Annotated in this window: 20 protein-coding genes; 8 read left to right on the top strand and 12 right to left on the bottom strand. The window is 68.6% G+C overall.

The window, feature by feature from the left end:
* Positions 1 to 419: 419 nt before the first annotated feature.
* The 3 genes from ACZ5IK_RS40305 to ACZ5IK_RS40295 form a co-directional block, all read right to left on the bottom strand.
* The gene (locus ACZ5IK_RS40305; protein WP_465492513.1) at positions 420 to 1,358 is read right to left on the bottom strand and encodes an alpha/beta hydrolase family protein; all 939 of its coding nucleotides are present in this window, start codon (positions 1,356 to 1,358) and stop codon (positions 420 to 422) included.
* Between the two features lie 69 nt (positions 1,359 to 1,427).
* A complete protein-coding gene (locus tag ACZ5IK_RS40300; RefSeq protein ID WP_465492512.1) occupies positions 1,428 to 2,165 on the bottom strand; it encodes an aminoglycoside adenylyltransferase domain-containing protein in 738 nt (245 codons plus the stop codon).
* Positions 2,166 to 2,185: 20 nt separating this feature from the next.
* On the bottom strand, positions 2,186 to 3,097 hold the full coding sequence (locus ACZ5IK_RS40295) for an NmrA family NAD(P)-binding protein (protein ID WP_465492511.1): 912 nt from the start codon (positions 3,095 to 3,097) through the stop codon (positions 2,186 to 2,188).
* A gap of 97 nt (positions 3,098 to 3,194) precedes the next feature.
* Between ACZ5IK_RS40295 and ACZ5IK_RS40290 the strand changes: the two genes are divergently transcribed.
* Positions 3,195 to 3,749 (top strand): TetR/AcrR family transcriptional regulator, encoded by a 555-nt coding sequence (locus tag ACZ5IK_RS40290; protein ID WP_465492510.1) that lies wholly within the window; start codon positions 3,195 to 3,197, stop codon positions 3,747 to 3,749.
* Positions 3,750 to 3,789: 40 nt separating this feature from the next.
* On the opposite strand, the gene ACZ5IK_RS40285 is transcribed toward ACZ5IK_RS40290, so the two are convergent.
* Positions 3,790 to 7,485 (bottom strand): CARDB domain-containing protein, encoded by a 3,696-nt coding sequence (locus ACZ5IK_RS40285; RefSeq protein ID WP_465492509.1) that lies wholly within the window; start codon positions 7,483 to 7,485, stop codon positions 3,790 to 3,792.
* Positions 7,486 to 7,800: 315 nt separating this feature from the next.
* Between ACZ5IK_RS40285 and ACZ5IK_RS40280 the strand changes: the two genes are divergently transcribed.
* The 4 genes from ACZ5IK_RS40280 to ACZ5IK_RS40265 all read left to right on the top strand — a co-directional run bounded on the left by ACZ5IK_RS40280 (position 7,801) and on the right by ACZ5IK_RS40265 (position 10,509).
* Positions 7,801 to 8,160, top strand: coding sequence for a hypothetical protein (locus ACZ5IK_RS40280; protein ID WP_465492508.1), 360 nt, complete (start codon positions 7,801 to 7,803; stop codon positions 8,158 to 8,160).
* 334 nt (positions 8,161 to 8,494) lie between these two features.
* The gene (locus ACZ5IK_RS40275; protein WP_101608437.1) at positions 8,495 to 9,148 is read left to right on the top strand and encodes a S1 family peptidase; all 654 of its coding nucleotides are present in this window, start codon (positions 8,495 to 8,497) and stop codon (positions 9,146 to 9,148) included.
* A 74-nt stretch (positions 9,149 to 9,222) separates the two neighbouring features.
* The gene (locus ACZ5IK_RS40270) at positions 9,223 to 10,212 is read left to right on the top strand and encodes a helix-turn-helix transcriptional regulator (RefSeq protein ID WP_465492507.1); all 990 of its coding nucleotides are present in this window, start codon (positions 9,223 to 9,225) and stop codon (positions 10,210 to 10,212) included.
* 165 nt (positions 10,213 to 10,377) lie between these two features.
* The gene (locus tag ACZ5IK_RS40265) at positions 10,378 to 10,509 is read left to right on the top strand and encodes a hypothetical protein (RefSeq protein WP_465492506.1); all 132 of its coding nucleotides are present in this window, start codon (positions 10,378 to 10,380) and stop codon (positions 10,507 to 10,509) included.
* On the opposite strand, the gene ACZ5IK_RS40260 is transcribed toward ACZ5IK_RS40265, so the two are convergent.
* The 3 genes from ACZ5IK_RS40260 to ACZ5IK_RS40250 all read right to left on the bottom strand — a co-directional run bounded on the left by ACZ5IK_RS40260 (position 10,499) and on the right by ACZ5IK_RS40250 (position 12,554).
* Positions 10,499 to 10,696: a hypothetical protein gene (locus ACZ5IK_RS40260; protein WP_465492505.1), complete on the bottom strand. Its 198-nt coding sequence runs from the start codon at positions 10,694 to 10,696 to the stop codon at positions 10,499 to 10,501. The two genes, ACZ5IK_RS40265 and ACZ5IK_RS40260, sit on opposite strands and share 11 nt — an antisense overlap.
* 55 nt (positions 10,697 to 10,751) lie before the next feature.
* Complete coding sequence (locus ACZ5IK_RS40255) at positions 10,752 to 11,504, bottom strand: S1 family peptidase (protein WP_465492504.1); 753 nt, start codon at positions 11,502 to 11,504, stop codon at positions 10,752 to 10,754.
* 75 nt (positions 11,505 to 11,579) lie between these two features.
* Positions 11,580 to 12,554, bottom strand: a complete 975-nt coding sequence (locus ACZ5IK_RS40250; RefSeq protein WP_465492503.1) for a LysR family transcriptional regulator — start codon at positions 12,552 to 12,554, stop codon at positions 11,580 to 11,582.
* 93 nt (positions 12,555 to 12,647) lie between these two features.
* Here ACZ5IK_RS40250 and ACZ5IK_RS40245 point away from each other — a divergent pair, with 93 nt between their 5' ends.
* Positions 12,648 to 13,619, top strand: coding sequence for a M64 family metallopeptidase (locus ACZ5IK_RS40245; protein WP_465492502.1), 972 nt, complete (start codon positions 12,648 to 12,650; stop codon positions 13,617 to 13,619).
* 204 nt (positions 13,620 to 13,823) lie between these two features.
* Here the strand turns inward: ACZ5IK_RS40245 and ACZ5IK_RS40240 are convergent, their stop codons facing one another.
* From ACZ5IK_RS40240 to ACZ5IK_RS40230, 3 genes are all read right to left on the bottom strand, one after another.
* The gene (locus ACZ5IK_RS40240; protein ID WP_465492501.1) at positions 13,824 to 14,879 is read right to left on the bottom strand and encodes an LLM class flavin-dependent oxidoreductase; all 1,056 of its coding nucleotides are present in this window, start codon (positions 14,877 to 14,879) and stop codon (positions 13,824 to 13,826) included.
* Between the two features lie 72 nt (positions 14,880 to 14,951).
* Positions 14,952 to 15,572, bottom strand: coding sequence for a SecDF P1 head subdomain-containing protein (locus ACZ5IK_RS40235; protein ID WP_465492500.1), 621 nt, complete (start codon positions 15,570 to 15,572; stop codon positions 14,952 to 14,954).
* Positions 15,573 to 15,605: 33 nt separating this feature from the next.
* The gene (locus ACZ5IK_RS40230) at positions 15,606 to 16,589 is read right to left on the bottom strand and encodes a YbhB/YbcL family Raf kinase inhibitor-like protein (protein WP_465492499.1); all 984 of its coding nucleotides are present in this window, start codon (positions 16,587 to 16,589) and stop codon (positions 15,606 to 15,608) included.
* 88 nt (positions 16,590 to 16,677) lie between these two features.
* Here ACZ5IK_RS40230 and ACZ5IK_RS40225 point away from each other — a divergent pair, with 88 nt between their 5' ends.
* Together ACZ5IK_RS40225 and ACZ5IK_RS40220 are read left to right on the top strand one after the other, a co-directional pair.
* Positions 16,678 to 17,316: a GntR family transcriptional regulator gene (locus ACZ5IK_RS40225; RefSeq protein WP_465492514.1), complete on the top strand. Its 639-nt coding sequence runs from the start codon at positions 16,678 to 16,680 to the stop codon at positions 17,314 to 17,316.
* 595 nt (positions 17,317 to 17,911) lie between these two features.
* Positions 17,912 to 20,602 carry a beta-N-acetylglucosaminidase domain-containing protein gene (locus ACZ5IK_RS40220; RefSeq protein ID WP_465492498.1) on the top strand — a complete coding sequence of 897 codons (2,691 nt, stop codon included), beginning with the start codon at positions 17,912 to 17,914 and terminating at the stop codon, positions 20,600 to 20,602.
* On the opposite strand, the gene menC is transcribed toward ACZ5IK_RS40220, so the two are convergent.
* Positions 20,568 to 21,677 (bottom strand): o-succinylbenzoate synthase, encoded by a 1,110-nt coding sequence (gene menC, locus ACZ5IK_RS40215; protein ID WP_465492497.1) that lies wholly within the window; start codon positions 21,675 to 21,677, stop codon positions 20,568 to 20,570. The two genes, ACZ5IK_RS40220 and menC, sit on opposite strands and share 35 nt — an antisense overlap.
* Positions 21,674 to 22,513, bottom strand: a complete 840-nt coding sequence (locus ACZ5IK_RS40210; RefSeq protein WP_465492496.1) for a hypothetical protein — start codon at positions 22,511 to 22,513, stop codon at positions 21,674 to 21,676. Before ACZ5IK_RS40210 ends, menC begins: the two co-directional genes overlap by 4 nt.
* Positions 22,514 to 22,554: the final 41 nt, after the last annotated feature.

Below are 22,554 nucleotides of genomic sequence, written 5' to 3'. Positions count from 1 at the left end.
TTGGGTGTTTTGGGGGGGTGGGAGGGGGGGTTGGGGGGGGGGAAGGGTTTTCCCACCCCTCTCCCCCCCCCACGACCCCTTAATAGAATTGCCCATTCAGTCGCAAATCGGACATCCGGCAGCGACAGGTGTCCACAGTGGACGTCTGGCACTGGTCGGCTCCCATCAGTCAGGGCAACCAAGCATGTGACCTGCGACAATCATCACCAGCGATGATCAAGGTCTGCCCAAGATCAACTTAAGCTACGTGGCATTGGGTTCTAACCCTCTTCGTCACTCACGACCGCCGTCACGAAGCACACAAAGCGCCCAAACCGGGCAACTACACTGTGAATGCGTCCCTTAAGGACAGTCAAGGCTCCTCAGATCTCCGGGGGAGCCTGCCCCCGCCACCGAGCCCGCTACATTTGACTTACCCCTCAATATTTGACGTCGACTCGCCCGACCGCGTCGGGGCCGCCGGTCAACTCGGCGGACGCGTCCCGCCAAGCGGAATCGCCGGGATGGAACTCGCTGTGAAGGTAAGCCCACGTGAGCCTTTGCACCGCGGCCACTCGTTCCGGGTTCTCGTCGGTCGTCTCGGCGACGTCGTAACCGGAGATCCCGCCGAGCCCGTGTTCCGCGCCGAAGAGGGTGAGCAAGGTCTTGCGGCCCGGCGAAAGAAAGTACGGATCGATGTGCCATTCCGGACCGCGCACGGTCAGGTGGGCGGACGCGTCCTTGTCACCGGCGACCACGAGCGCGGGGGTCGTCATCGCGGAGAAGTCCGTACTCAGGAAGAACGAGTAGTTCTCCGCCACGAACCCGGTGACGGCGTCGCCGCCACGTCCGGGCGCGGCGAGCAGAATTCCGGCGGAAACCCGGGGATCGGCCAGGTTCACCTCCGTTCCGTCGCGGGGCTCGGTGTATCGCGCGCCCAGTAGCAGGCTCGCGGTGTGGCCGCCCATCGAATGCCCGGCCACGGCGATCTTGCCCCGGTCCAGGCGTCCGCGAAGGTGCGGCACGGCCGCCTCGATCTCGTCGAGCCGGTCGAGGATGCGGATCATGTCCTCGGCACGAGACCGGTAGTACAGCGGCGCTTCGGGGTGGCCGGAGTCCAGGTTCAGCGTCCTGGAGCTGAGATGAGTGGGCTGGAGGACGGCGAACCCGTGTGCCGCCCAGAAATTCACGAGCGGGGCATAGCCGTTCAGTGACGACAGATGGTTCGAGTGCCCCTGGCCGTGCGACAGCAGGATGATCGGCAGTTCGTCTCCTGTCACCGGCACGGAGACCTTGACCTGCAGATCCACGGCGCGATCCGGAGCGGGCAGCACCACCGGGCTGACCGACAGGACGGGTGCGGTGGTCGAAAAGCTCATGACTGGTCCTTAAACGGAAGACTAAGCGGAACGGTGTTCCGCAAACATACGGAGCGCCGTTCCGCTTTGTCAAATGCCCTTCGCGAGAAGGCGTGCGAGCGAGGCCGCTTCCGTTCTCAACGCGGTCCAGTCGTCCTGGACGAGGCCCAGGTAGCCCGCCCGCGCGAGCTCCAGCAACTCGCGATCCACGCCGTCGAGCGTCGGCGCGACAGCGGCCGCCGCGGCTTCCTTGGAAACGACCTCGCCGGTTTCCACGGTCACGAGAACACGGGCGAGGGTGAGCAGGACGTTGCGTTCGTCGCCGTCGATCTCCTCGATCAGGCCGGGGACGACGGCGCGGACAGCCTGCCGCAGCAAGTCGCCCGGAACGGGTTCGAGCACTTCGGTGAGTGCCGGACCTCGCAGGACTCGATGTGCCGCATGAGCGGTGGCAACGAGGATCACGACGTCGGGATCCTTGGCGGGTTCCGGAAGATGACCGGCCACGAAGTCTTCGCGGAGCCACTCGCCGTACTGGAAATCGCGACGAAACCGGTCGCCCGCCACCAGAACGGTCAGCTCGATCGGACGGCGGTCCGCGGCTTCGGGAAAGCGTGCGGCGTGACCCCGCCAGCCCGAGACACCCAACAGCAGCGAGACCAGACCCGCCCGTTCCGGACCGGTGAGCGACCTGCGAGTGACCAGCAGCAGATCGACGTCGCTGTCCGGCCGGAGTCCGCCGGCCACGGCGGAACCGTAGAGATACGCCCCGATGACGTCGCCGGGATTCTCGCGGTCGAGGTGATGCAGAAGAGGCTCGATGGACATGCCCCCGACGATCACACAGGTCAGGCGTCGGGACGCAGGTATTTCCGCGTCCACTCGTCGAAGCCGGTGAGCGGAAGCCCCAGTTCCTTCGCGTATTCCGGGCGCCCCGGCTGCCCGACGACGTTCAGCCACTCGTGCGAAGCGCCCATCGGCGGCATTCCGGCGGCGAGCGCCTGCTCCACCGTCATGTCCGGCGCGGACAGTCGCGTACCGGAAGCCCGGGAGAGGATCTCGGCGATTTCCCGCAGCGACAGGAAGTCGCTCGCCAACTCCAGTTCGACGCGGTCGAAACGCTCCGGCTCGGCGATGGCCGCCGTGGCCGCGGTGCCGATGTCGTCCACCGCCGCCAGCGAGAGGCGGGTCTCCGGCTTGAGGACACTCACCAGACCGCCATCGATGCCTCGCGGGAACAGGAACTTCATGGATGGCAGGAAGTTCTCCATGAAGAACCCCGGCTTGAGCAAGGTCCACCGCGGAAAACCCGCCGCCCGGACCCGGTCCTGGATCGCGGCCTTGGCACCGAGCGTGGGCTCCATCGACACCCAGCGGCCCTCGGCCCAGCCGGGAGCCTCGACGTGCTGTCCCGCACCGGAAACGGAGGTGTGCACGAACTGCCGCACTCCGGCGGCTTTCGCGGCCTCGACGAGGTTGACGCCCTGGGTCACTTCCCCGGCGAAGTCGAAGCCTTCCGCGCTCATGCCGGGCATCTGCACGGAGAACACGGCGCGAGCACCCTTGGCCGCCCGGACCACGGAATCGAAGTCGTGAAGATCGCCGACAACGAGCTCGGCGCCGAGCGCTTCGATGGACCTGGCCCTGGCCGGGTCGCGCACCAGGGCACGAACGGGGACACCCGCCGCGAGCAAGACACGGGCGGTCGCGCCACCCTGCCTGCCGGTGGCACCGGTGACCAGAACGGGTTCTGCGGACATGGTGGCTCCTTCGCGAACGTAAGTGGCGGGGCCCGCCACTTATCGTCCGCTACGATATGGCGGGGCCCGCCACTTACGCAACCAACGAGGTGAAGGCATGTCCGACGGACAGCGCGCCGACGCGCGGCGCAATTACACGCGCATCCTCGCCGTCGCCGAGGAGGAGGTCGCCACACACGGCGCCGGGGCCTCCCTGGAACAGATCGCCCGCACCGCGAACGTCGGTTCGGCGACGGTCCGCCGCCACTTCCCCACTCGCCGCGCCCTGCTGGAGGCGGTGTCCGCGCACCGGATCGAGGCACTGTGCGCCCGCGCCGCCGAACTGACCGGCAAGGGCGACAGCAGGGCCTCGCTCATGAAGTGGCTCGAGGAGGTCGTCGCCTACTGCGTCTCCGCCCGCGGACTGGCGGCCGCCCTCGCCTATGACGGCCCGGTGCACGAAAACTCCTGCTCGTCGGCGCTGGAAAACGCGGGTGAACCGCTCCTGCTGAGGGCCGCGCGGGACGGAGTGGTGGCACCGGAGGTCACTGTCGGAGACCTGATCGCCGTCATCGTCGGCATCGTCCTGGCCACCGAGCACCATCCCGATCCGGCCGCACGGGCGGATCGGCTGTTCCGGCTGGCGGTGGCGGGTTTGAGCCCGCGGAACTGAACGGGGCCGGAGTGGTCGCCCACCCCGGCCCCGTCCGGGGCTACTTCGTGCCGCGACGGCCCGACGAGACCACCGCGGGCACCGGTCCGCCGTTGATCACGAACTGCGAGCCCGGCTCGCGGACGACGTCGCCCGTCGCCGAATTCGTGATCGTCACGTTCGTCAGCGTCGCGCTGCCGCGGGCGCCGCTCATCGCGAGGATGCCGGCCCCGTTGTTCGACTTGTCGATCTTGACGTTCGTGACGGACGCGGTCACGACGCCGCCGCCGGTCTTGAACTGGACACCGTCGTAGGTCGAGTCGTGGATCTCGGTGTCCCGCAGGACCACGCCGGGAATGTCCTTGCCCTGCGCGAAGAACGTGATCGCCCCGAACTCCTGCTGCTCGCCCCAGAACACCCCGCCACAGCGGTACAGAGCGTTGTTCGCGATGAGGGTCTGCCCTGAGAACGGCAGCGGATCGTGATCCGTCGCCAGCATGATGCCCGGATAGTTCATCGTGTCGAGGACGATGTTGTTCTCGATCTTGTTGCCGTATCCACCGTAGATCGCGATCCCGTTGGCGCGCCACGGAAGCTGGATCGTGTTGTTGGCGAAGACGTTGTCGTGCGCGATGTCCTGTGACGTGTCCTTCACGTACTGGTTCGCCCACACCGCCAGCGAGTCGTCACCGGTGGTGCGGAACGACGAGTTGAACACCTTCGAGTTCCGGGTGCCGTTGGTGAAGTTGATCCCGTCCGCGTAGGTGTTCCGGACGCGCATGCCACTGAACTCCAGGCCGTCGCCCGGACCCCAGAGTGACGGCAGGTTGCTGTAGTCCCGGCCGACCCACACCCCGACGTTCGCGTGCTCGATCCACACGTTCGAGATCTTCGTGCCGGTGCCGAACCGGCCGTTGAGACCGACTCCGCCCTCGGCGTTGCCGTCCCCGCCGCGGATCCGGCCGGAGCCGAAGATGGCGATGTCGGAGATCTGGGTGTTCTTGTCGATGTCGAAGCCGAAGTTGCCTTCGTGCGGGTGGTTGATGCCGCCCGCGTTCTGCGGCTCGATCAGCGAGTACAGCTGCGAATGCCACATACCGGCGCCGCGGATCGTCACGTTGGAGATGCCGATCTGGTTGTACTGGCCGCCGCCGTTGGGCACGTTCGGGTCGTCAGTCAGGATCTTCTTCTCCTGCCTCCACTGCCCCGCCGGGATCCAGACGCAGCCGATCACACCGTTCTGGTCGTCGGTGACCGCGCGCTGGATCGCGGCCGAGTCGTCGTTCCCGTCGTTCGGCACCGCGCCGTACTCCGTGATCGACGTGCAGTTCCCCGGCTTCTCCGAGGCGGGCGCGACCTGCTCGAGGTCGATGAGGTCGACGATGTAGAACGCCGCGTTGTCCCCGCTGTCGCGCTGCAGCTTGAACTTCGTGCCCGGCGGGTACGACTGCGACAGCAGCGCGTGCGACTCGTCGAACAACCGTCGCGCGTTGGCCTGCGGGGTGTTCGTCAGGCCCTCGGGATCGTCGGTGCTGCCGTAGAGCCAGCTGTGCTTCGACGACAGCGTCAGCTTCTGCGCGAAGGTGCCGTTGACGTACAGGCTGATCGTCGCGTCCTGTCCGCCGCCGCCCGGGGCGTCGGGGATGGAGTTGCGCACGACGATCGAGTTCGCCTGGTTCGCCGACGTGAACTCCACGTACTGGCCCTGGTTCGCCAGCCGCACGGACTTGCGGCCGGAGGACTCGGTCGCGAAGTTCGTGTGCCCGAACGTCCGCAACGGGTCGGCCTCCAGCAACTGTCCTTGGTACTGCGCGGTTTCCGCCTCGTACTCGGCGTACGGCACCGCCGCGCCGCGGCCCACCACGATCGGCCGCGACAGCCCGTTGTTGGACTCGTTGGTCTCAGTGACCGTGCCGTTCGCGTCGGCTGTCGCGGTGAGGGTCGCCCCGCCGTTGGCCGCGGTCCACGTGCCCGAGATCGCGACGTTCGCGGTGGCACCCGCCGTGATCACGCCGGTGGCGCCGGTCAGCGTGGTGCCGCCGACGGCCAGCCGGGTCACCGAGGCGCCCGCGTCACTCGTGCCGCGGTTGTGCACCGCGACGGTGAACGACACCGCCGCACCGGCCGCCGGATTGGGCGGGTTCGACGTGATACCGGTGACCTCCAGGTCGGGCCCCGGCGACTGCGCGATCACCAGCGGCGTCGGGGAGGTGTGGGTGTTGTTGGTTTCGTTCTGCTCGGGCACCGTGCCCGCGGGATCGACGGTGGCGGCCACGGTGTACGTGCCCTGCGGCCGTGTTCCCGCGTTCACGATCACCGTGGTGGACGCTCCGGCGGCGAGCGCCCCGACGGCCGCGTCGCCGACGACGGTGCCGCCGAGGCTGACGTTCACGCTGGTCGCGGCCGCGTTCGCGGTGCCCGCGTTCTTCACCGTCGCCGAGACGGCGAGCTGGCTGGTCTCCGTCGGGTTCGACGGCGTCCAGCTCATGCCGGTGACGACGAGATCGGGGTTCGGCGCCGGGGTGCCGATCACCTGGAACTCCGCGGCCTGACCACCGGGAGCGCCGGAGTTGGCGAAGAACTGCAGGCGCACGTCCGACGCGCGGCCGCTGACCGGAATGGTCACCGAGTTCTGGTTGGCCGCCGGATCGAAGCGATGATCCGCCCGCGCCGACAGCGACGTGAACGCGGTGGCCCCCTGCTCGCGGCCGAGGATCTCGAAGGTCTGCGTCCGCGCGCTCCAGATCGCGGCCGGGTCGAGTTTCACCACGACCGAGTCGACGTCCGCGTCGGTCCCGAGTTTCACCGTCAGGGAATTCGGGTGGCCCGCGGCGGATTCCCAGTAGGTGACGGTGTTGTTGTCGTTGGCGTTGGCGGCGATGAACGAGTGGGCCACCGACGTGGCCTCGATCGGCTTGCCCGCCGCCAGGTTCGCGCCCGCGCTCGTCCCGGAGCGCACGACGTGGTTGCTGTCGCCGGATTCGTTGCCCGCCGCGTCCTTGGCCCGTACGAAGTACTCGACCCTCGTCCCCGCGGGCCGGGCCTCGGTGAACGTGGTGCCGGTGATCGTGGTGACCGGTGTGCCGTCGCGGTAGACGGTGTAGCCGGTGACCCCGACGTTGTCGGCCGAGGCCGACCAGGTCAGCCGGATCTGACCGGAGGCGGGTTCGGTCAGCGCGAGGTTCGCGGGCGCGCTCGGCGCCTGGGTGTCGCCGGTGTCCGGCCCGTACAGCTCGAACTCCGAAAGCTGCGCGGCGGGCCAGCGCGTGTTCGCCGTGACCTGCAGCCGCACGTAGCGGGCCGACGTGGCCAGCGGGATGGTGACCGTGTTCGCGCCGGGGGTGAACGCGTAGCCGGCGGGCGCGGCGAGGTCGGTGAACGCCGTGCCGTCGGTGCTTCCGCGCACGGTCAGCGTCTGGGTGCGGGCCTCCCAGCCCGACGGCAGTTTCAGCGCGATCCGCGAGAGGGTCTTCGCGGCCCCGAGGTCGGCCTGTATCCACTGCGGGAACGCGTTGTTGGCGGATTCCCAGTAGCTGTCCTGGTTTCCGTCGACGGCGTTCGCGACGGGATAGCCGGGCAGCGCGCTGCTCGCCGACACCGTGCGGGTCAACGGAACCTCGGCGAGCGCGGCCGGTCCGGGTGGGGCGGCGGGATCCGGGGGTGGACCGCTCGCGGCGGAAGCGAGGGAGAGTCCGGCGACGGAAAGCCCCGTGGCCAGGCAACCGGCGATGAGCCGGGACAGGCGCATACGTGTCATGGCGTCTTCTCTTCTTTGAGACAGCGGGGAGGGAGCCAGAGCGTTACGAGCATGCAACAACCCGGAGACAAAATGCAAGAAGTTGACATGTTTCAGAAATTTTGCGACTGCTTGCGTAGACGCAGACGTCTGGCGCACCTCTCGGCCATACTGTGGGCGATCGCCGGGCGAGGCCACGCGCCAGTCAGCTCATACCCGTGCACTGACTCTTCTTGTTTTCTTGTGAAACAAGGGAAATCGGAACTTCATACTCCGTAAATCGGGAGTACGGGCGTACACTCAAATGCAGGCAAGCCGCGTGGAGGTCGATTCCTGATGGACGTGACAAAAACCCTGAGGTCCGCACTCACCGGGACGACAATCGAGTCGAGGTCCGCGGTCCGGGAGCTGCGACGAGAGACCGAAGACCTGGTGGCCCGCCGGGCGGGTAGGACGGCGAACCGGCTGACGGAACTGGGCGAGCAGCTCGCCGATCTGGTCCTGGTCTCCGGGAGCAGGCTCGCTGGTCTCGCCGATCGGCACAGCGCGCCTGTGGGCGAGGGCGTACGCCGGGAAGCGGGCCGGATCGGCGATTCGGTGGAGCGGTTGTCCGTCACGCTGTCGGAACGGGCGATCCTCATCGCCGAAGAGCTGCTCGACCCCGCGCCGCCGAGGAAGCGGAAGACCCGCTCTTAGCCGCCTGGTCGCCGCTCCCTCTCGGGAGTGTCATGAAAGGGGCTTTCCTGACGAATTTCGTCAGGAAAGCCCCTTTCATGACGTCCGAGGCCGGTCGGCCCGTGACACATCGGTGCCATCGGCACTGTCGTGCCGACAGACCGGGATCGACGCCGTCCACCGCGGCCTTCTCCCGTCTTTAGTCGCTATCAACGGCCGTATCCGCCTGCCTAGCATGGGAAAACCGGCATCGGATCCGGCCGGGTGACCCCTGGCGATCCCGCCACGGCCGGCAATGGGCGCCCCTGTCGATTTCCCCATTTCTTTCTGTAGTTCCCTGTAGTGGAAGGCACCCATGCGCATCCGAGTTCTCCTCACCGCACTGCTGTGCGCGGCCGGGCTCACGACGGTCACGCCCGCCGCCGGCGCGGCCCCCATCATCGACGGCGGATACGCCCAGTCCGGCCCTTGGGCGGCCATGATCGAGCAGAACGGCGAGCAGTGGTGCTCCGGTTCGATCATCAGCGCCCGCTGGGTACTCACCGCCCAGCACTGCATCGACGAACCCGGTGCCGAGTACTCGGTCCGCGTCGGCGACGTCGATCACCGGGCCGGGACCTATGCCGTCGTGACCGCCATCCACACGCCCTCCAGTGGTGCCGACATCGCCCTGCTCAAGCTCGACCGCTCGGTCAGCACGACGTACTCTTCCCTCGGCACTTCCGTCGCCACCGGAGACACCGAATACGTTTATGGTTGGGGTTACAACGAAGACGGCGATCTGCAGCGCTACCTCAAGGTCGCCCAGATGAAGGTGACCAGTGTCGGGAATGGACTGATCAAGGCCCGCCGGGGCAACGGGCTGACCAACGGCGGCGACTCGGGCGGACCGGTCTTCGTCGGTGGCAAGCAGGTCGGCGTGCACATCGCGGGCAACAAGGTGGACAGCTCGACGCACACCAGCATCGCGTCGAACCGCACCTGGATCCGCGACACGTCGGGCGTCTAGCTCGGGTGAACCGGTCCGGGAGCGGTGGCGCCACCGCTCCCGGACCGCTGAGAGGCAGGTGCAGAGTGGCATCGGTGACTCCCCCGGACGGGCTCGGCGCGCAGCTGACCAGGCTGGGCCTCGGCGAGCCCGCCGCCCGGATCTACCGCCGGATGCTCGAAAGCGCGCCGGTGACCGCCGAGGAACTGTTCTGGCGGGACGGCGACGCGGAGACCGTCCATCTGGCACTGAAGGAGCTGGCCGACGCCGGCCTCGCGGTGTCGTCCGGAGTGGACGGGACCGAGTTCCTCCCCGCGAACCCCGGTGAGGCGCTGGCCGCGCTGACCACGCGACGGCAGGCCGAGCTGCACGACGCGCGGCTCGCGGTCCAGACCGCGTACCGGGCCTTCCGGCGGGCGCATACGGGGATGCCGCACGCGCAGGATCTGCTCGAAGTGGTCACCGGCGACGCCATCGTTCCCCGCTTGCAACATCTCGCGACCATGGTGCGGCAGCAGGTGCGCCGTCTCGATTCCCCGCCCTATTTCACCGGCGGCCGCCGGAATCTCCTCGAAGAAGACCAGTTGCGGCGCGGGATCTCCTACCGTTGTGTCTACAGTGGAGCGTCCTTGGGCGACCCCGGCTATCTCACCGGGAACATCCTTCCGTGCCTGCGGGCCGGTGAGCAGGCACGGCTGTTGCCCGAACTCCCGGTGAAGCTCACGCTGTTCGACGACCGGGCGGCCACCATCGCGCTGACCATCCGTGAAGCCGACCGGAACCAGTCGATCGTCATCGTGCGGCCCTGCAGTCTCTTCTCCGCGTTGGAGGGGCTGTTCGAAACCTCCTGGGCCGCGGCACTCCCCCTCGACCAGACCGGTGAGGCGACCGAGCAGCCGATCCGGCCGATCGAACGAGAACTGCTGATCCTGCTCGCCGCCGGACGCAAGGACGACGAGATCGCCGCCGAACTCGGCGTCAGCAGGCGCACGCTGTTCCGCTATCTCGAAACCCTGATGGACCGCGCCGGTGTCTCCAGCCGGTTCCAACTCGGGGTCTTCGCCGCCCACAACCGCTGGCTCTGATCCCCGCGTTCAGTCCTCTAGTTGCGGTCGTTCGTGTCGCCAACCACCGCAACAAGAGGACTAAACGCGGGTCGCCCTCACCCGGATGGGGTCACCCGGGTACACCGCTCCCGCTGCGACGAGCGCCGGGAAAGCGGAAGGTGATCTTGAAAGGAGGGCGGCATCATGGGGAACCACCGACAGCACAACGACACGGCGTCGCTCCGGATCGCCACCGCGGGCCTGCGGGTTTTCGCCGTCGTCGTCGCGGTCGCGGCCTGCGCCTGGCTGGCGCTCTGGCTCGCGTTCAGCCTGTGAGCCCGGCCGTTCCCGGCTGAGGTTCAGGCCCCGGCTCGGGAAGCGGCTCGGGGACCCCGGGGTCCGGGAGCGGCTCGGGCTTACCCGGGTCCGGCACCGGCTCGGGAATACCGGGATCGGGCACACCCGGGTCCGGCGGCATCGGGTTCGGCGGCGCCGGCGGCGCGGTCATTCGAGCACTCGTCATCGCAATACCTCCTGATCACGCGGCTACCCGTTCCGCCGGCGGCCGAAACGATCCGCTACGCCGTATGGGTGGCGATCCAGTCCGCGATGACGTCCGCGCGGGAGGTCGTCTCGATCCCGGCGTGCGGGCAGTTCGGTCCGGTGGCTTCCATCGAAACCAAAGAACCGCTCTTGCCTCCCGGGACGAAGTACGGGGCGCCCGAGTCGTACGTGCAGGCACTGGTCGTGATCGCCGGGGCCGCGCCGCGGACGCCCACCGTCGTCGGGGCCACCGTCGCCACCTGGACGGTTCCCTGCTGCATGCGCGTCGCCGGAGCGGGGTTCGTGGCGGTCAGGCTCCCCCAGCCCGCCAGCGTCAACTGCTGGCCGACCTTCGGGAGCACACGGTTCACCGTCAGCGGGACCACCGTGCTCACCGGGGTGTCCAGTTTGATGAGGGCGACGTCGTTTTCCTTCGCCTGCAGCACCTCGGTCGCCTTGCGGGCCACGCCTGACTCGGTCGCTTCGTCGACCAGGCCCAACGTCACCGTCGTCGGATACGGCACCTTGCCCGAGACACGTTTGCGGTTCGCGTCGTGAAAGCAATGCCCGGTGGTGATGATCCAGCCGGGCGCGATCAGCGCGCCCGTGCAGTAGCTGCTGTAGGTCGAACCGTCCGGCCGGGGGATCTTCGTCATCGCGATCTTCGCGACGAACCCGAATTGTCCTGGTGGGACGTCCGTGCCGTGGGCGATGTCCGGCGCGGCGAGCGCGGCCGGAGCGGTGGTGATGGTCAGGACAGCAGCGGCCAGCAGGGCGCGCAGACGCAATTTCTTACCCTTCGTCGATGAGCTGATCCGAGGCTAGGACCCACCGCCCGACAAGGGGAATTCCCCGACCAGGTGTCACCCGATGGCACGCCGTCCGGTTACGGGTTCGCCGCGGCGGGCGAGCCAGTGCCGGTAGGTGTGGCTGCTGTCGGTGTCGGACCGGTAGGCGGCCTCGGCCGCGGCGATCAAGACGTCGCTGATCCCGCCGAAGGCTCCCGCGGTGTTCCAGGCGATCAGGTACCGCATCCACAGCGGATCCCCCGCGAGCGAGCGGATCGCGATCCCGGGTGTGGCGGGGAAGGTGACCTGGCACGGCGAAATCGCCCGCCCCGCCGCGATCAACCGTTGCAGCGGCCGGAGTTCCGTACTCCGGTGCGCGACCTGCGGCCGGAATCCCACGAGCGCACAGGCTTCCTCGAAGCATTCCGGCCAGCCGGCGCCGTCGGACGGTCCGAGCACCCAGCGTTCCCCGGCGAGGTCGGCGAGATCGATCTCGGCGCCGCGGGCGGCCGGATGGTCCGCGGCGATCGCCACGAACACCGGTTGCGCGGCGAGCGGCCGCAGCGCCACCCCCGGCGCCGCGGGCAGGGCGTGACCGGGATAGTCGGCGACGACCGCGGCGTCGAGCTGCCCGCCCGCCACGAGATCCAGCAGCCGCAAGGGCGAGAACTCGGTGGTCACCGAAACCGCTTGCGCCCGGCCGGGATCACCGAGCCGGTCCGCCAGCTCGACGACCATCGAACCGCCGATCCCACCCAGCGCGACAGGACGTTCCTCTTCGTCCGCCAGCCAGCGCGCCGCGTCCTGGTGCATCGTGTCCGCCGCGGTGAGGACGGCCCGCGCGCGCACGAGGACGCATTCGCCGAACGCCGTCGGGAAGACCCCGTCCCGGCTGCGGACGAACAACGTTCCGCCGAACGCGCGCTCGATCCGTTGCAGGGCGGCGGTCAGCGCGGGCTGACTGCTCCCGATGCCGATCGCCGCGCGCGTGATGCTGCCGGCGTCCGCGACGGCGCACACCACCCGCAGATGACGTAACTCGACATCCATCACGCGGACCTTATGGCCACTTGGGATGTGCCGGAAGCCGTCGAAAGTCGGGATCGTTTTTCCTACTCCCTCCCCTCCCCGCAAGGAGTACGCATGCGACGCGCATGTCTCATGTTCGCGCTGACCGCCACCCTCGTCACCGGCCTCGTTCCCGCGACGGCGTCGGCGGCTCCCCGATTCACGACGTCGATGGAGGCCTTCGAACCCGGCGGATCCATCACCCGGGTCGACGTCAGCCGGCCGGCTTCGGACAGAACCGCCGCGCCGCAGCGCATCGCGAACGCCGCAGCGGTGACGCCGATCGAAACCAACGGCCCCAGCGAGACCACCTTCGACCTGGTCTTCGTCGGCGACGGCTACACCTCGACGCAGCTGGGCACGTACTCGCAGCACGTGCGCTCCAGCATCTCGGCGCTGTTCGCCATCGAGCCGTACAAGAGCTACCGCAAACAGTTCAACCTCTGGCAGGTCGACGTGGTGTCCGCCCAGTCCGGGGTCACCAACGACCCGACCCAAGGAGTGCGGAAGAACACCGCGCTGGGCTCCTACTTCTGGTGCGGCGGCATCGAACGGCTGTTGTGCGTCAACGAAACCAAGGCGAACCAGTACGCCGCGGCCGCGCCGGACGTCGATCAGGTCATCATGCTGGCGAACACCACCAAATACGGTGGCGCGGGCGGCGGCGTCGCGACTTCCTCGGGCGGCAACCTCCAGGCCAGCCAGATCGTCGCCCACGAACTCGGGCACTCCATCGGCGGGCTGGCCGACGAATACGACTACGGCACCTGCGAAACCCGCGAACCCCGGGAGCCCAACGCGTCCGCGCTGACGGCGACGCAGATGCGGGACCGTCGCGCCAAGTGGCACACCTGGCTCGGCAAGCCCTCCCCCGACGGCGGCACGGTCGGCGCTTTCGAAGGCTCCCGGTACTGCAAGACCGGGATGTACCGCCCCAGCGTGAACTCACTCATGCGCACGCTCGGGCAGCCCTTCAACCCGCCGAGCACCGAAGCGATGATCGCCGGCTTCCACCGTGAAGCCGCCGAGCTGACGCACCACCACTAGGGCGTGTTTCATAAGTCTGTTCGATGGGCTTCGTGATCCAGGTGGTTCCTGACGGTGCGGGCGGATCGGCCTCGTACCGGGTCGTACTCGGCCGCATCCGCCCGTGCCGCCAGGGGCCACCTGGGCGCGAAGTCCGCGAACATGGCTTATGAAACACGCCCTAGCCCGGGCCGGCGGCGAGCCCCGCCGCCGAGGGATCCGAGGTTAGCCGAGCAACTGCTTCACCCGGGGAACGACCTGCTCGCCGTAAAGGCGGATCGAGTCCATCCGGTGCTCGTGCGGAAGCGCGCCCGCCCCGTACTTGAGCTGGAACCGCGACAGCCCGAGGGTCCGCACGGCCCAGGCGATCTTCTGCGCGACGGTCTCCACGGATCCGACGAACAACGCGCCGTGCGGTCCGGCCATCGCGTCGTAGTCGGCACGGGACATCGGGCCCCAGCCCCGTTCGGCGCCGATCTTGGCGTAGGCGGCCTGGTGATGCGGGAAGTGCTGGGCCACCGCGAGTTCGTCGGTCTCGGCGACGTGTCCCGGGCTGTGCATGGAGATCGGCAGCTCCTGGTGGCCCGCCTCCTTCAAGGCACGCCGGTACAGGTCGGCCAGCGGCGCGAACCGCTCGGGCGAGCCGCCGATCACCGCCATCACCAGCGGCAGGCCGTACGCGGCCGCGCGGACCACCGACTGCGGCGTGCCACCGACTCCGACCCAGGCGGGCAGACTGCCCGATTCGGTGACGGGAAAGGCCTGCGCGCCCTCCAGCGCGGGGCGGACCGTCCCGGTCCAGTCGACCGGTTTCTCGCCTTGCAGATGCGTGAACAGGTCGAGCTTCTCGGCGAACAGCGCTTCGTAGTCCTCCAGCGAATAGCCGAACAGGGGGAACGACTCGGTGAAGGAGCCCCGGCCGAGCGTGACCTCCGCGCGTCCCCGGGAAACGGCGTCCAGCGTGGCGAACCGCTCGTACACCCGCACCGGGTCGTCCGAGCTGAGCACCGTGACCGCGGTGCCGAGCCGGATCCGTTCGGTCCGGCCCGCGATCGCGGCCAGCACGACGTCCGGCGAGGACACCGCCATCTCCGCGCGGTGGTGTTCGCCGACGCCGAAGTAGTCCACCCCCACCTGGTCGGCGAGCACACCCTCGGCCACGACCTGGCGGATGGCCTCCGCCTGGCTCACCGGCTGGCCGTCCACGCCGTTCTCGACGTCCCCGAAGGTGTCCAGGCCGAAGGACGGCGCTTGCCGGGTGCCCAGGATCTCGTAACCCATTGTCCAACTCCTCAAAGTAGTTGAACGCTCAAACGTCGGTCTCGCCGATCGTATTCCGGGCGGTCGCCGGGGTCAGCCGCCGGCGATGTCGCGCGCCAGCTCCCGGGCCTCGGGCAGGGTGAACTTCCCGGAGATCTGCGTTTCCCCGCCGGTGATGGCGGACTGGATCATCGGCGCGGTCAGAACGCGGCTCTTGAGCACCATCGCGACCTGTTTGCCGACGTTCGCGGCGGTCCAGTCGGCCCACGTCCGCGCGCCCGCGGTGGTGAAGCTGAGCTGGATGATCGAGACCGACGATCGGGGATCGACTTGCGCGTTCGTCCGGCTGAGGTCGGCTCCGGTGAGGAACGCCGGACCGAGCAGGTACTTCGTGCCCTGAACGCGGTCGCAGCTGACCAGGGGAAGCGCCGGATCGTCGCGGCCGTCCAAGGGGTCCAGCCCCTTCGCACAGTCCAGCGCCGCCGCGGCGGCCTGCTGCTCGGCAGGATCCGTGCTCTGCCGGTTCGTCGCCGAGCCGGTCGCCGGGCCCGGCGAGAGCTCGGCCACGACCGGCCGGAACCGCAACCGGGATCCGTCTTTGACCACGAATCCGTCACCATCGGGCTCGGGACGGCCGGAAACGTCGGCCTGACACCCGGTGAGACCGAGCAGGACAAGGGCAGCCGCAACGCAAAGGGTTCGCACGGACGACATTCTGTCGCGTTCAGCGTCCTCGCGTGGGGGAAATCAGCTTCGTCGCCGGACAGTCCGCTCGAGAATCCCGAGGGTGGCCTTGAGCGCGGACTCGGGGACGACGGGGAAGGTGAGGCGCTCCTTCCACTCCTCGTCGACTTCCGACCAGTCGTAGTACGACGTCACGAGAGTGCCGCCCTCGGCGGGCTCCAGCCGGTAGCCGTAGATGTGGCGGGCATGCGGCCGGATCCGGCCCTCCACCGTCCAGGCGATCTCCTCGTCCGGGTTGAGCTTGGTGATGACGACCTCGACGTCGTACTTGCCGAGCGGCACGTCCCCGAGCGCTTCCCGGTCCATGTGGACCCGGAACCGGTCACCCGCCTTCTCGACGCGCTCCCCTTCCGCGTCGAGAAGCATTCCCGAGGCGTCGATGTCCACGTGGCCCTTCGGGTCGCTCAGGACCGCGAAGATCGCGTCCGCGGACGCGGGGATCAGCCGGGAAACCTCGACGCGCTCGGCACCCGGCGTTTCCGCCGTGGCGATCAGGACCGCGCGGCCGAGAACGTGCGAGGTCATCGTGAAGCCGAGGAAGGCAGGCGTGGCGTCGGCCGGGACGCCGAGCGTTTCGACATCGAGGGCGTGCACCACGACGAAGTAGCGGTGCACGCCGTGCCCGGCTGGCGGAGCGGCGCCGAGGAAGCGGGCGACACGGGCGTCATTGAGCACCTGGAAGGCACCTTCGGGCAGCCCCGATCCGCTGTCGTCGCCGGCGCCTTCGGGCAACTCGGTGACGGTGGCGGGGATGTCGGCGACCGCCCAGTGCCAGAAACCGGAGCCGGTGGGAGCGTCGGGGTCGTAGACGGTGACGGCGTAGCTCTTGGTGCCCAGCGGGGCACCGCTCCAGCTCAGCTGCGGTGAAACGTCTTTCCCGGCCCATTGATCGGGCGACCAGGAAGCACCGTCGGCGACAGAGGTACTGGTGACGACGAAGGAAGCCGCCTCGGACAGGCGGGCGAAGGGGTCATTGACGGTGGTCATGAATCGACCATAACACAGATAATCGATTATCTACCGGTTCGTCTATACTTCGGCGATGCCCCCAGCTTCGCCGTCGCCGGACAAGCAGATGCTCTCCGAGCAGGTGTACACCCGCCTGCGGGACGCGATCATGCGCGGCGACCACGCCCCCGGCGCCGCGCTGAAACCGCAGGACCTCGCCAAGGAACAGGGCGTGAGCCTCGCCGTCGTCCGCGAGGCCCTCGTGCGCGTGGTCGGCGACGGCCTCGCCGACAGGCTGCCCAACCGTGGCTTCGCCGTGCCGGCCTTCTCCGATCGCCGCTGGCAGGAGATCACCGAGGCCCGCCGGACCATCGAACCGCTCGTGCTGCGCCTCTCCATCGAACGGGGCGACCTCGATTGGGAGGCCCGCGTCCGGGCCGCCCATCACCGGCTGAGCCGCACGCCGCCGTTCGCGCCGGAAGAGGGCGAGTACATCAGCGGCGCGTGGTCCGAAGCGCACCGCGTCTTCCACCGCACCCTGCTGGAGGGCTGCGGAAACCCCGTCCTGATGGAGACCTTCGACCGGATGTGGACCGCGAGCGAACTGGCTCGCCGCTGGGCGGCGCACCGCGCGCCCGGCCGGGACCATCACGCCGAACACCGCCTGCTGGAGGAACTGACGCTGGCCCGCGACGCCGACGCGGCGGAGGACGCGCTGACCCGGCATCTCACGCAGACCGCGGCCGCGCTGGCCGACGGGGCGTAGCGAGCGCCTCGTGAGTGGTAGGGACGGTTCTGGTGGACCCGTATTTGCCTACCCACTGGATCCTGGGTGAGTGGGGAAGATTTGGGACGCTGAACGTCTCAAATCTTCCCCACTCGGCTGCCGTCCGCGAGGTCACGGGTCTGGGTGCTTGATCGACCCCCCTCGACGATGAAGGAATCAGGACACTCAACGTCCCAATTCCTTCATCGTCAACCCCCGGCACACGCGTGAGCCGCCAGCCCGTGGTGGCCGCGTGAACCGAGCGTGGAGGATTCAGGACGGTGAACGTCCCAAATCCTCCACACACGAACCCGCCGCGGTGAGATTCCGGTGTCATCAAGCTCCGAGAACGGAGCGACCCACCGACTACCGCACCCCACCTTCACCCTGGTCACGCGTAGGTAGGCAAATACCGGTCCGCTCTAACCGTCCTTACCACTCACGAGACCTCACCACGCGCGCCCACTGTCGGAAAATCACCCATACCGCTCTACCCAGGTAATCACATCGGGTGTTTGCTGTCTCACAGAACGTCGTCAACCGACGCTTTGGGGGCAAGCCGATGTCATTCCGTTGGGTACTCCAACTCATTCCGGTGACGCTGCTCGCGACCGCGGTGGCGGTCGCTGTCCCCGCACCGGCGACAGCGGCGGCCGACTCCCCGCCTCTCGCGAAGGTGTGGCCGACACCCCAGCAGACGACGCCGCGACCCGGGCAGGTGACCATCCCGCGCACCGTCGTCGAGGTCGTCGGCCGGGACACCGATCCGTCCGCGCTCGACGTCGTGGACCAGGTGCTCCGCTCCGCGGGTGCGGGCACCATCGTCAAGCTCACCGACGACGACCGAGCCGCCGTCGACCGGGAGCGCAGCGACGGCGGGCTCGTCGTCTTCGTCGGTGGCCCCACCGAAAGCCGGGCGACCGCCCTCGCGCTCGCCGCGCTCCGTGTCCAGGGCCCGGACGGCCTGTCCCGCGGGGGCTACGTCCTCGCCGCCGACCGTGGCGTGATCGCCCTGTCCGGTGTGGATACTTCGGGCACGTTCTACGCCGCGCAGTCGTTCCGGCAACTTTTCGCTTCCGGCAAGAGCCGCGCCTTCAGCATGCGCGACTGGCCTGCGGCGCCGCTGCGCGGGGTGATCGAAGGCTTCTACGGGGCACCGTGGTCACACGCCGACAGGCTGGCGCAGCTGGACTTCTACGGCCGCACCAAGCAGAACATCTACGTCTACTCCCCCAAGGACGATCCGTTCCTGCGAGCCCGCTGGCGCGACCAGTACCCGCCCGAGCAGCTCGCGGTGCTGTCGCAGCTGGTGGCCCGCGCCACCGCGAACCACGTCGAATTCACCTACGCCCTCTCCCCCGGTCTTTCGGTGTGCTACTCCTCGGACACCGACAAGGCCGCGCTGGTCACGAAATTCCAGTCCCTGTGGGACATCGGGGTGCGGTCGTTCGCGATCCCGCTCGACGACATCTCCTACACCCGCTGGAACTGCGACGCCGACGCCGCGAGGTTCGGCACCGGCGGCGCGGCGGCGGGTGCCGCGCAGTCGTTCCTGCTCAATCGGGTGCAGCAGGACTTCATCGCCACCCATCCCGGCGTCGAGCGGTTGCAGACCGTCCCGACCGAGTACTACGACCTCGCCGACTCGCCGTACAAAACCGCGCTGCGCACCCAGCTCGACAAGGCGGTGATCGTCGAATGGACCGGTGTCGGCGTGATCGCCGGGCAGATCACCGAGAAGCAGGCCCGGCAGGCGAAAGAGGTCTTCGGGCACGACATCCTCATCTGGGACAACTACCCGGTCAACGACTACATCACCGAACGGCTGCTGCTCGGCCCGTACATCGGCCGTGAGCCCGGGGTCGCGAAGTTCCTCTCGGGGATCACCGCGAATCCGATGGTGCAGGCCGAGGCGTCCAAGATCGCCGAATTCACCTCGGGTGACTTCCTGTGGAACCCGGAGGCGTACGACCCCGACAAGTCGTGGCTCGCCGCCATCGCCGACCTCGCCGGTCCGTCCGCGCCGGCGTTGAAGGTGTTCGCGGAGAACAACTATTCGAGTCTGCTCGTCCGGCTCGACACCGGGAAGCCGGACCTCGATTCTCCAGTGCTGCGCCCGTTGCTCGCCGCGTTCTGGTCCGCGCTGGAGAAGAAGGATCCCTGGGACGCCGCCGCGAAACTGGATCGCTATCTCACGTCGATGGCCGCCGATCCCGACGACCTGCGGCGCGGCATGGCGTCGAATCCGAAGTTCCTCGCCGAAGTCGGACCGTGGCTCGACCAGGTCGGCCTCTACGGCCAAGCGGGCGGGCACGCGGTGAAAATGCTGCTGGCACAGTACGACGGTGACGGCGCGAAGGCGTGGGCCGAACGCGGGGAACTCGTCGCCGCGCTCAAGAAGGCGCAGGACATCCGCGTCCCGACCGCCCGAGGGCCGCGCAACCCGAGCACCTGCACGGACGTCTGCGTACCGTTCCTCAACAGCGCGCTGGCCACGGCCGACCGCTGGTTCGGCCTGCCGGGGGTCCGGCCGCAGCCGACGACGTCACTGGGGACCTACACCGACAACGTGCCCGCCCGGATGGTCGACGGCGACCCCGAGACCTACTACTGGAGCGACTGGGCACCCGGCGTGGGCGACACCATCGGCGTCGACCTCGGCACCGTGCAGCGGGTGTCCCATGTGGACATCACGATGGGAAAGCCGACCAGCCCGGACGACTTCGTCCACAACGGTGTCCTCGAATACTCCGCCGACGGCAAGCAGTGGACGGCGGTGAAGACGGTCACCGAGCCCGTGATCTCGGCGGACTTACCCGAGGGCGCCCAGGCTCGGTTCGTGCGCGTGCGGATAGCCGGCACACAACCCTTCTGGGTCGTGGTCCGGGAGTTCACGGTGTCCACACCGGACAGTCCGAAGTACACCGTGACCGGGACCCCGGCCGGGCCGAACCTCGCCGCGGCCGCGGACAACAACGCGGATTCGGTGTACACGGCGGCATCGGCGCCGGTGCCCGGCGACGCGCTCGTCGTCGCGGCCGCCGCACCGAAGCAGGTGGGCAAGGTCGTCGTCCTGGCCGCGGAAGCCGGGGCGGGTGCCGACGTCCAGGTCGCGGACGCGGTGGGCGGCTGGCGGACGATCGGCAGAATGGCGGGCGGTTACACGGAACTGCCCGCCCAGGATGTCGTGACCGATCGCGTCCGGCTCCTCTGGACGCCGGGAGGCGCGGCGCCGAAGATCGCCGAGGTGGTCATCCTCGGCCGAGTTCCCGCACCGACGTCGTGACCTCGTCCAGCACGTCCGGGATCGGCGCGACGCCGAGACCGGGCCCCGCCGGGACGGTCAGGTTCCCGTCCCGCAGGACGAACGGTTCGGTAATGTCGGTTTCGTAGTACCGGTCCGAGGCGGAGACGTCGCCGGGAAGGGTGAAGTTCGGCAGCGCGGCGAGCGCGAGGTTACCCGCCCGGCCCAGCCCGGTTTCGAGCATTCCGCCGCACCACACCGGGACACCGGCGGCGGCGCAGACGTCGTGGATGCGGCGTGCCTCGAGGTAACCGCCGACGCGGCCGGGTTTGACGTTGACGATCCGGCAGGCGCCCAGCGCGATGGCGTCGGCGGCGGAACGGGCCGACACCACGGATTCGTCGAGGCAGATCGGGGTACGAAGGCTCCGTGCGAGGGCCGCGTGACCGAGCAGGTCCTCCTCGTCGAGCGGTTGCTCGATCAACAGCAGCTCGAAGTCGTCGAGGCGGGCGAGGTGGCGGACGTCTGCGCGGGTGTAGGCGGCGTTCGCGTCGACCTGCAGAAGCAGCTCGTCACCGAACCGCTCGCGGACCGCCCGCACCGGTGCGACGTCCCAGCCGGGTTCGATTTTGAGCTTGATCCGCCGGTACCCCTGCGCCAGGTAACCCGCGACGGCGTCGGTCAGTTCCGGCACCGAGTCCATGATCCCCACCGAAACGCCACTCGGGACGCTGGTGGCGGTGGCGCCCAGACCGGCCGCGAAAGACAGGCCATGGCCGCGGAGTTCGGCGTCCATGACCGCCATCTCCAGCGCGGCCTTCGCCATCCGATGGCCTTTGACCCCGGCGAGGAGCGGCGCGACGGTCTGCGCGGTCACGTTTCCGGCGGCCAGCAGCGGCGGCACCAGATGTCGCATAAGGACGTCTTCGGCCCCCTCGACGTACTCGGAGGAGTAGCTGGCATCGGCTCCGGCGACGCATTCTCCCCAGCCGTCGCCGTCCGGTGTGGTCACCTGCACCAGAAGCGCGACACGTTCGTACTCGATGCCCAGGGATGTACGGAACGGACTGACCAGCGGCAGGGCGATGCGCCGGAGTGCGACGCGTTCGATCCTCATCGTCCCTCATTTCGGTTGAGAACGTAGCCGCACGCGCCTCGGTCGAAGCCGGTCAGCCGGGCGCCATCCGCCAGCAGCGCGCCCAGGGTGTCGCGGACCGCCAGCCGCCAGTCCCGCGCGAGCGACGGCCTCTGGGCGCGGAGAAGCTCGATGTCCGGCGGGATGGCGATCAGGACCGTTCCTCCTCTCGTCGACCGGGGAACCGGGCGATCGTCCTCGATGTCCAGCAATACCCGCGGAACCGGCCCGCCGGAGTCGAATTGGGCGTCCTCGTCGCAGGCGGCTCTGGCCCGCTCCCCGCGCAGATCCCACCGCAGCATGAGGCGATCCGATTCGTCGTCGTTGTTCAGCCCGTCGGACAGCGGCCCGTAGTAGTCGGTCAGGTACTCGTCCGCCGTGCCACCGAGTTTGCGCAGGTTGAAGTGCGCGTTGCGGGCGACGAGCGGATCGAAGGTCCAGCTGATCCGGTCGGCACCGCTCTCGAGGACGTGCGCCCGCTGATCCAGTTTGAGGGCGAAGCCGATGTCGCGGCCGCGGGCCTCGGAGTGGACGCCCGCGAGGTGACTGTGCATCCCGGGGCGCCCGGGTGGCCCCCACAAACCGATACAGGCGCCGAGAAGCCGATCCTCGTCGAACGCGCCCGCCACGTAACTCCCGGCGTCGGCCATCGCCTTGACGACGTCCGCGGCGATCGGCGGATGGTCCGGACCGGTCCGCCACACCTCGCACAGGAACCGTTCGCAGGCGAAAGCGCTCGCCATCGATTCCAAGGCCACTATCCGGACACCGGACTTCTCGGCGGCCTTCGCCGCGCTCGTCCGCGCGCTGAGATCCACAAGTTTGCATCTTCGACCAACGAATGGGTGACCTTACAGGC

It is taken from the genome of Amycolatopsis sp. NPDC031561 (genome assembly GCF_055580625.1).
This window is presented reverse-complemented; position numbering and strand designations above follow the sequence as displayed.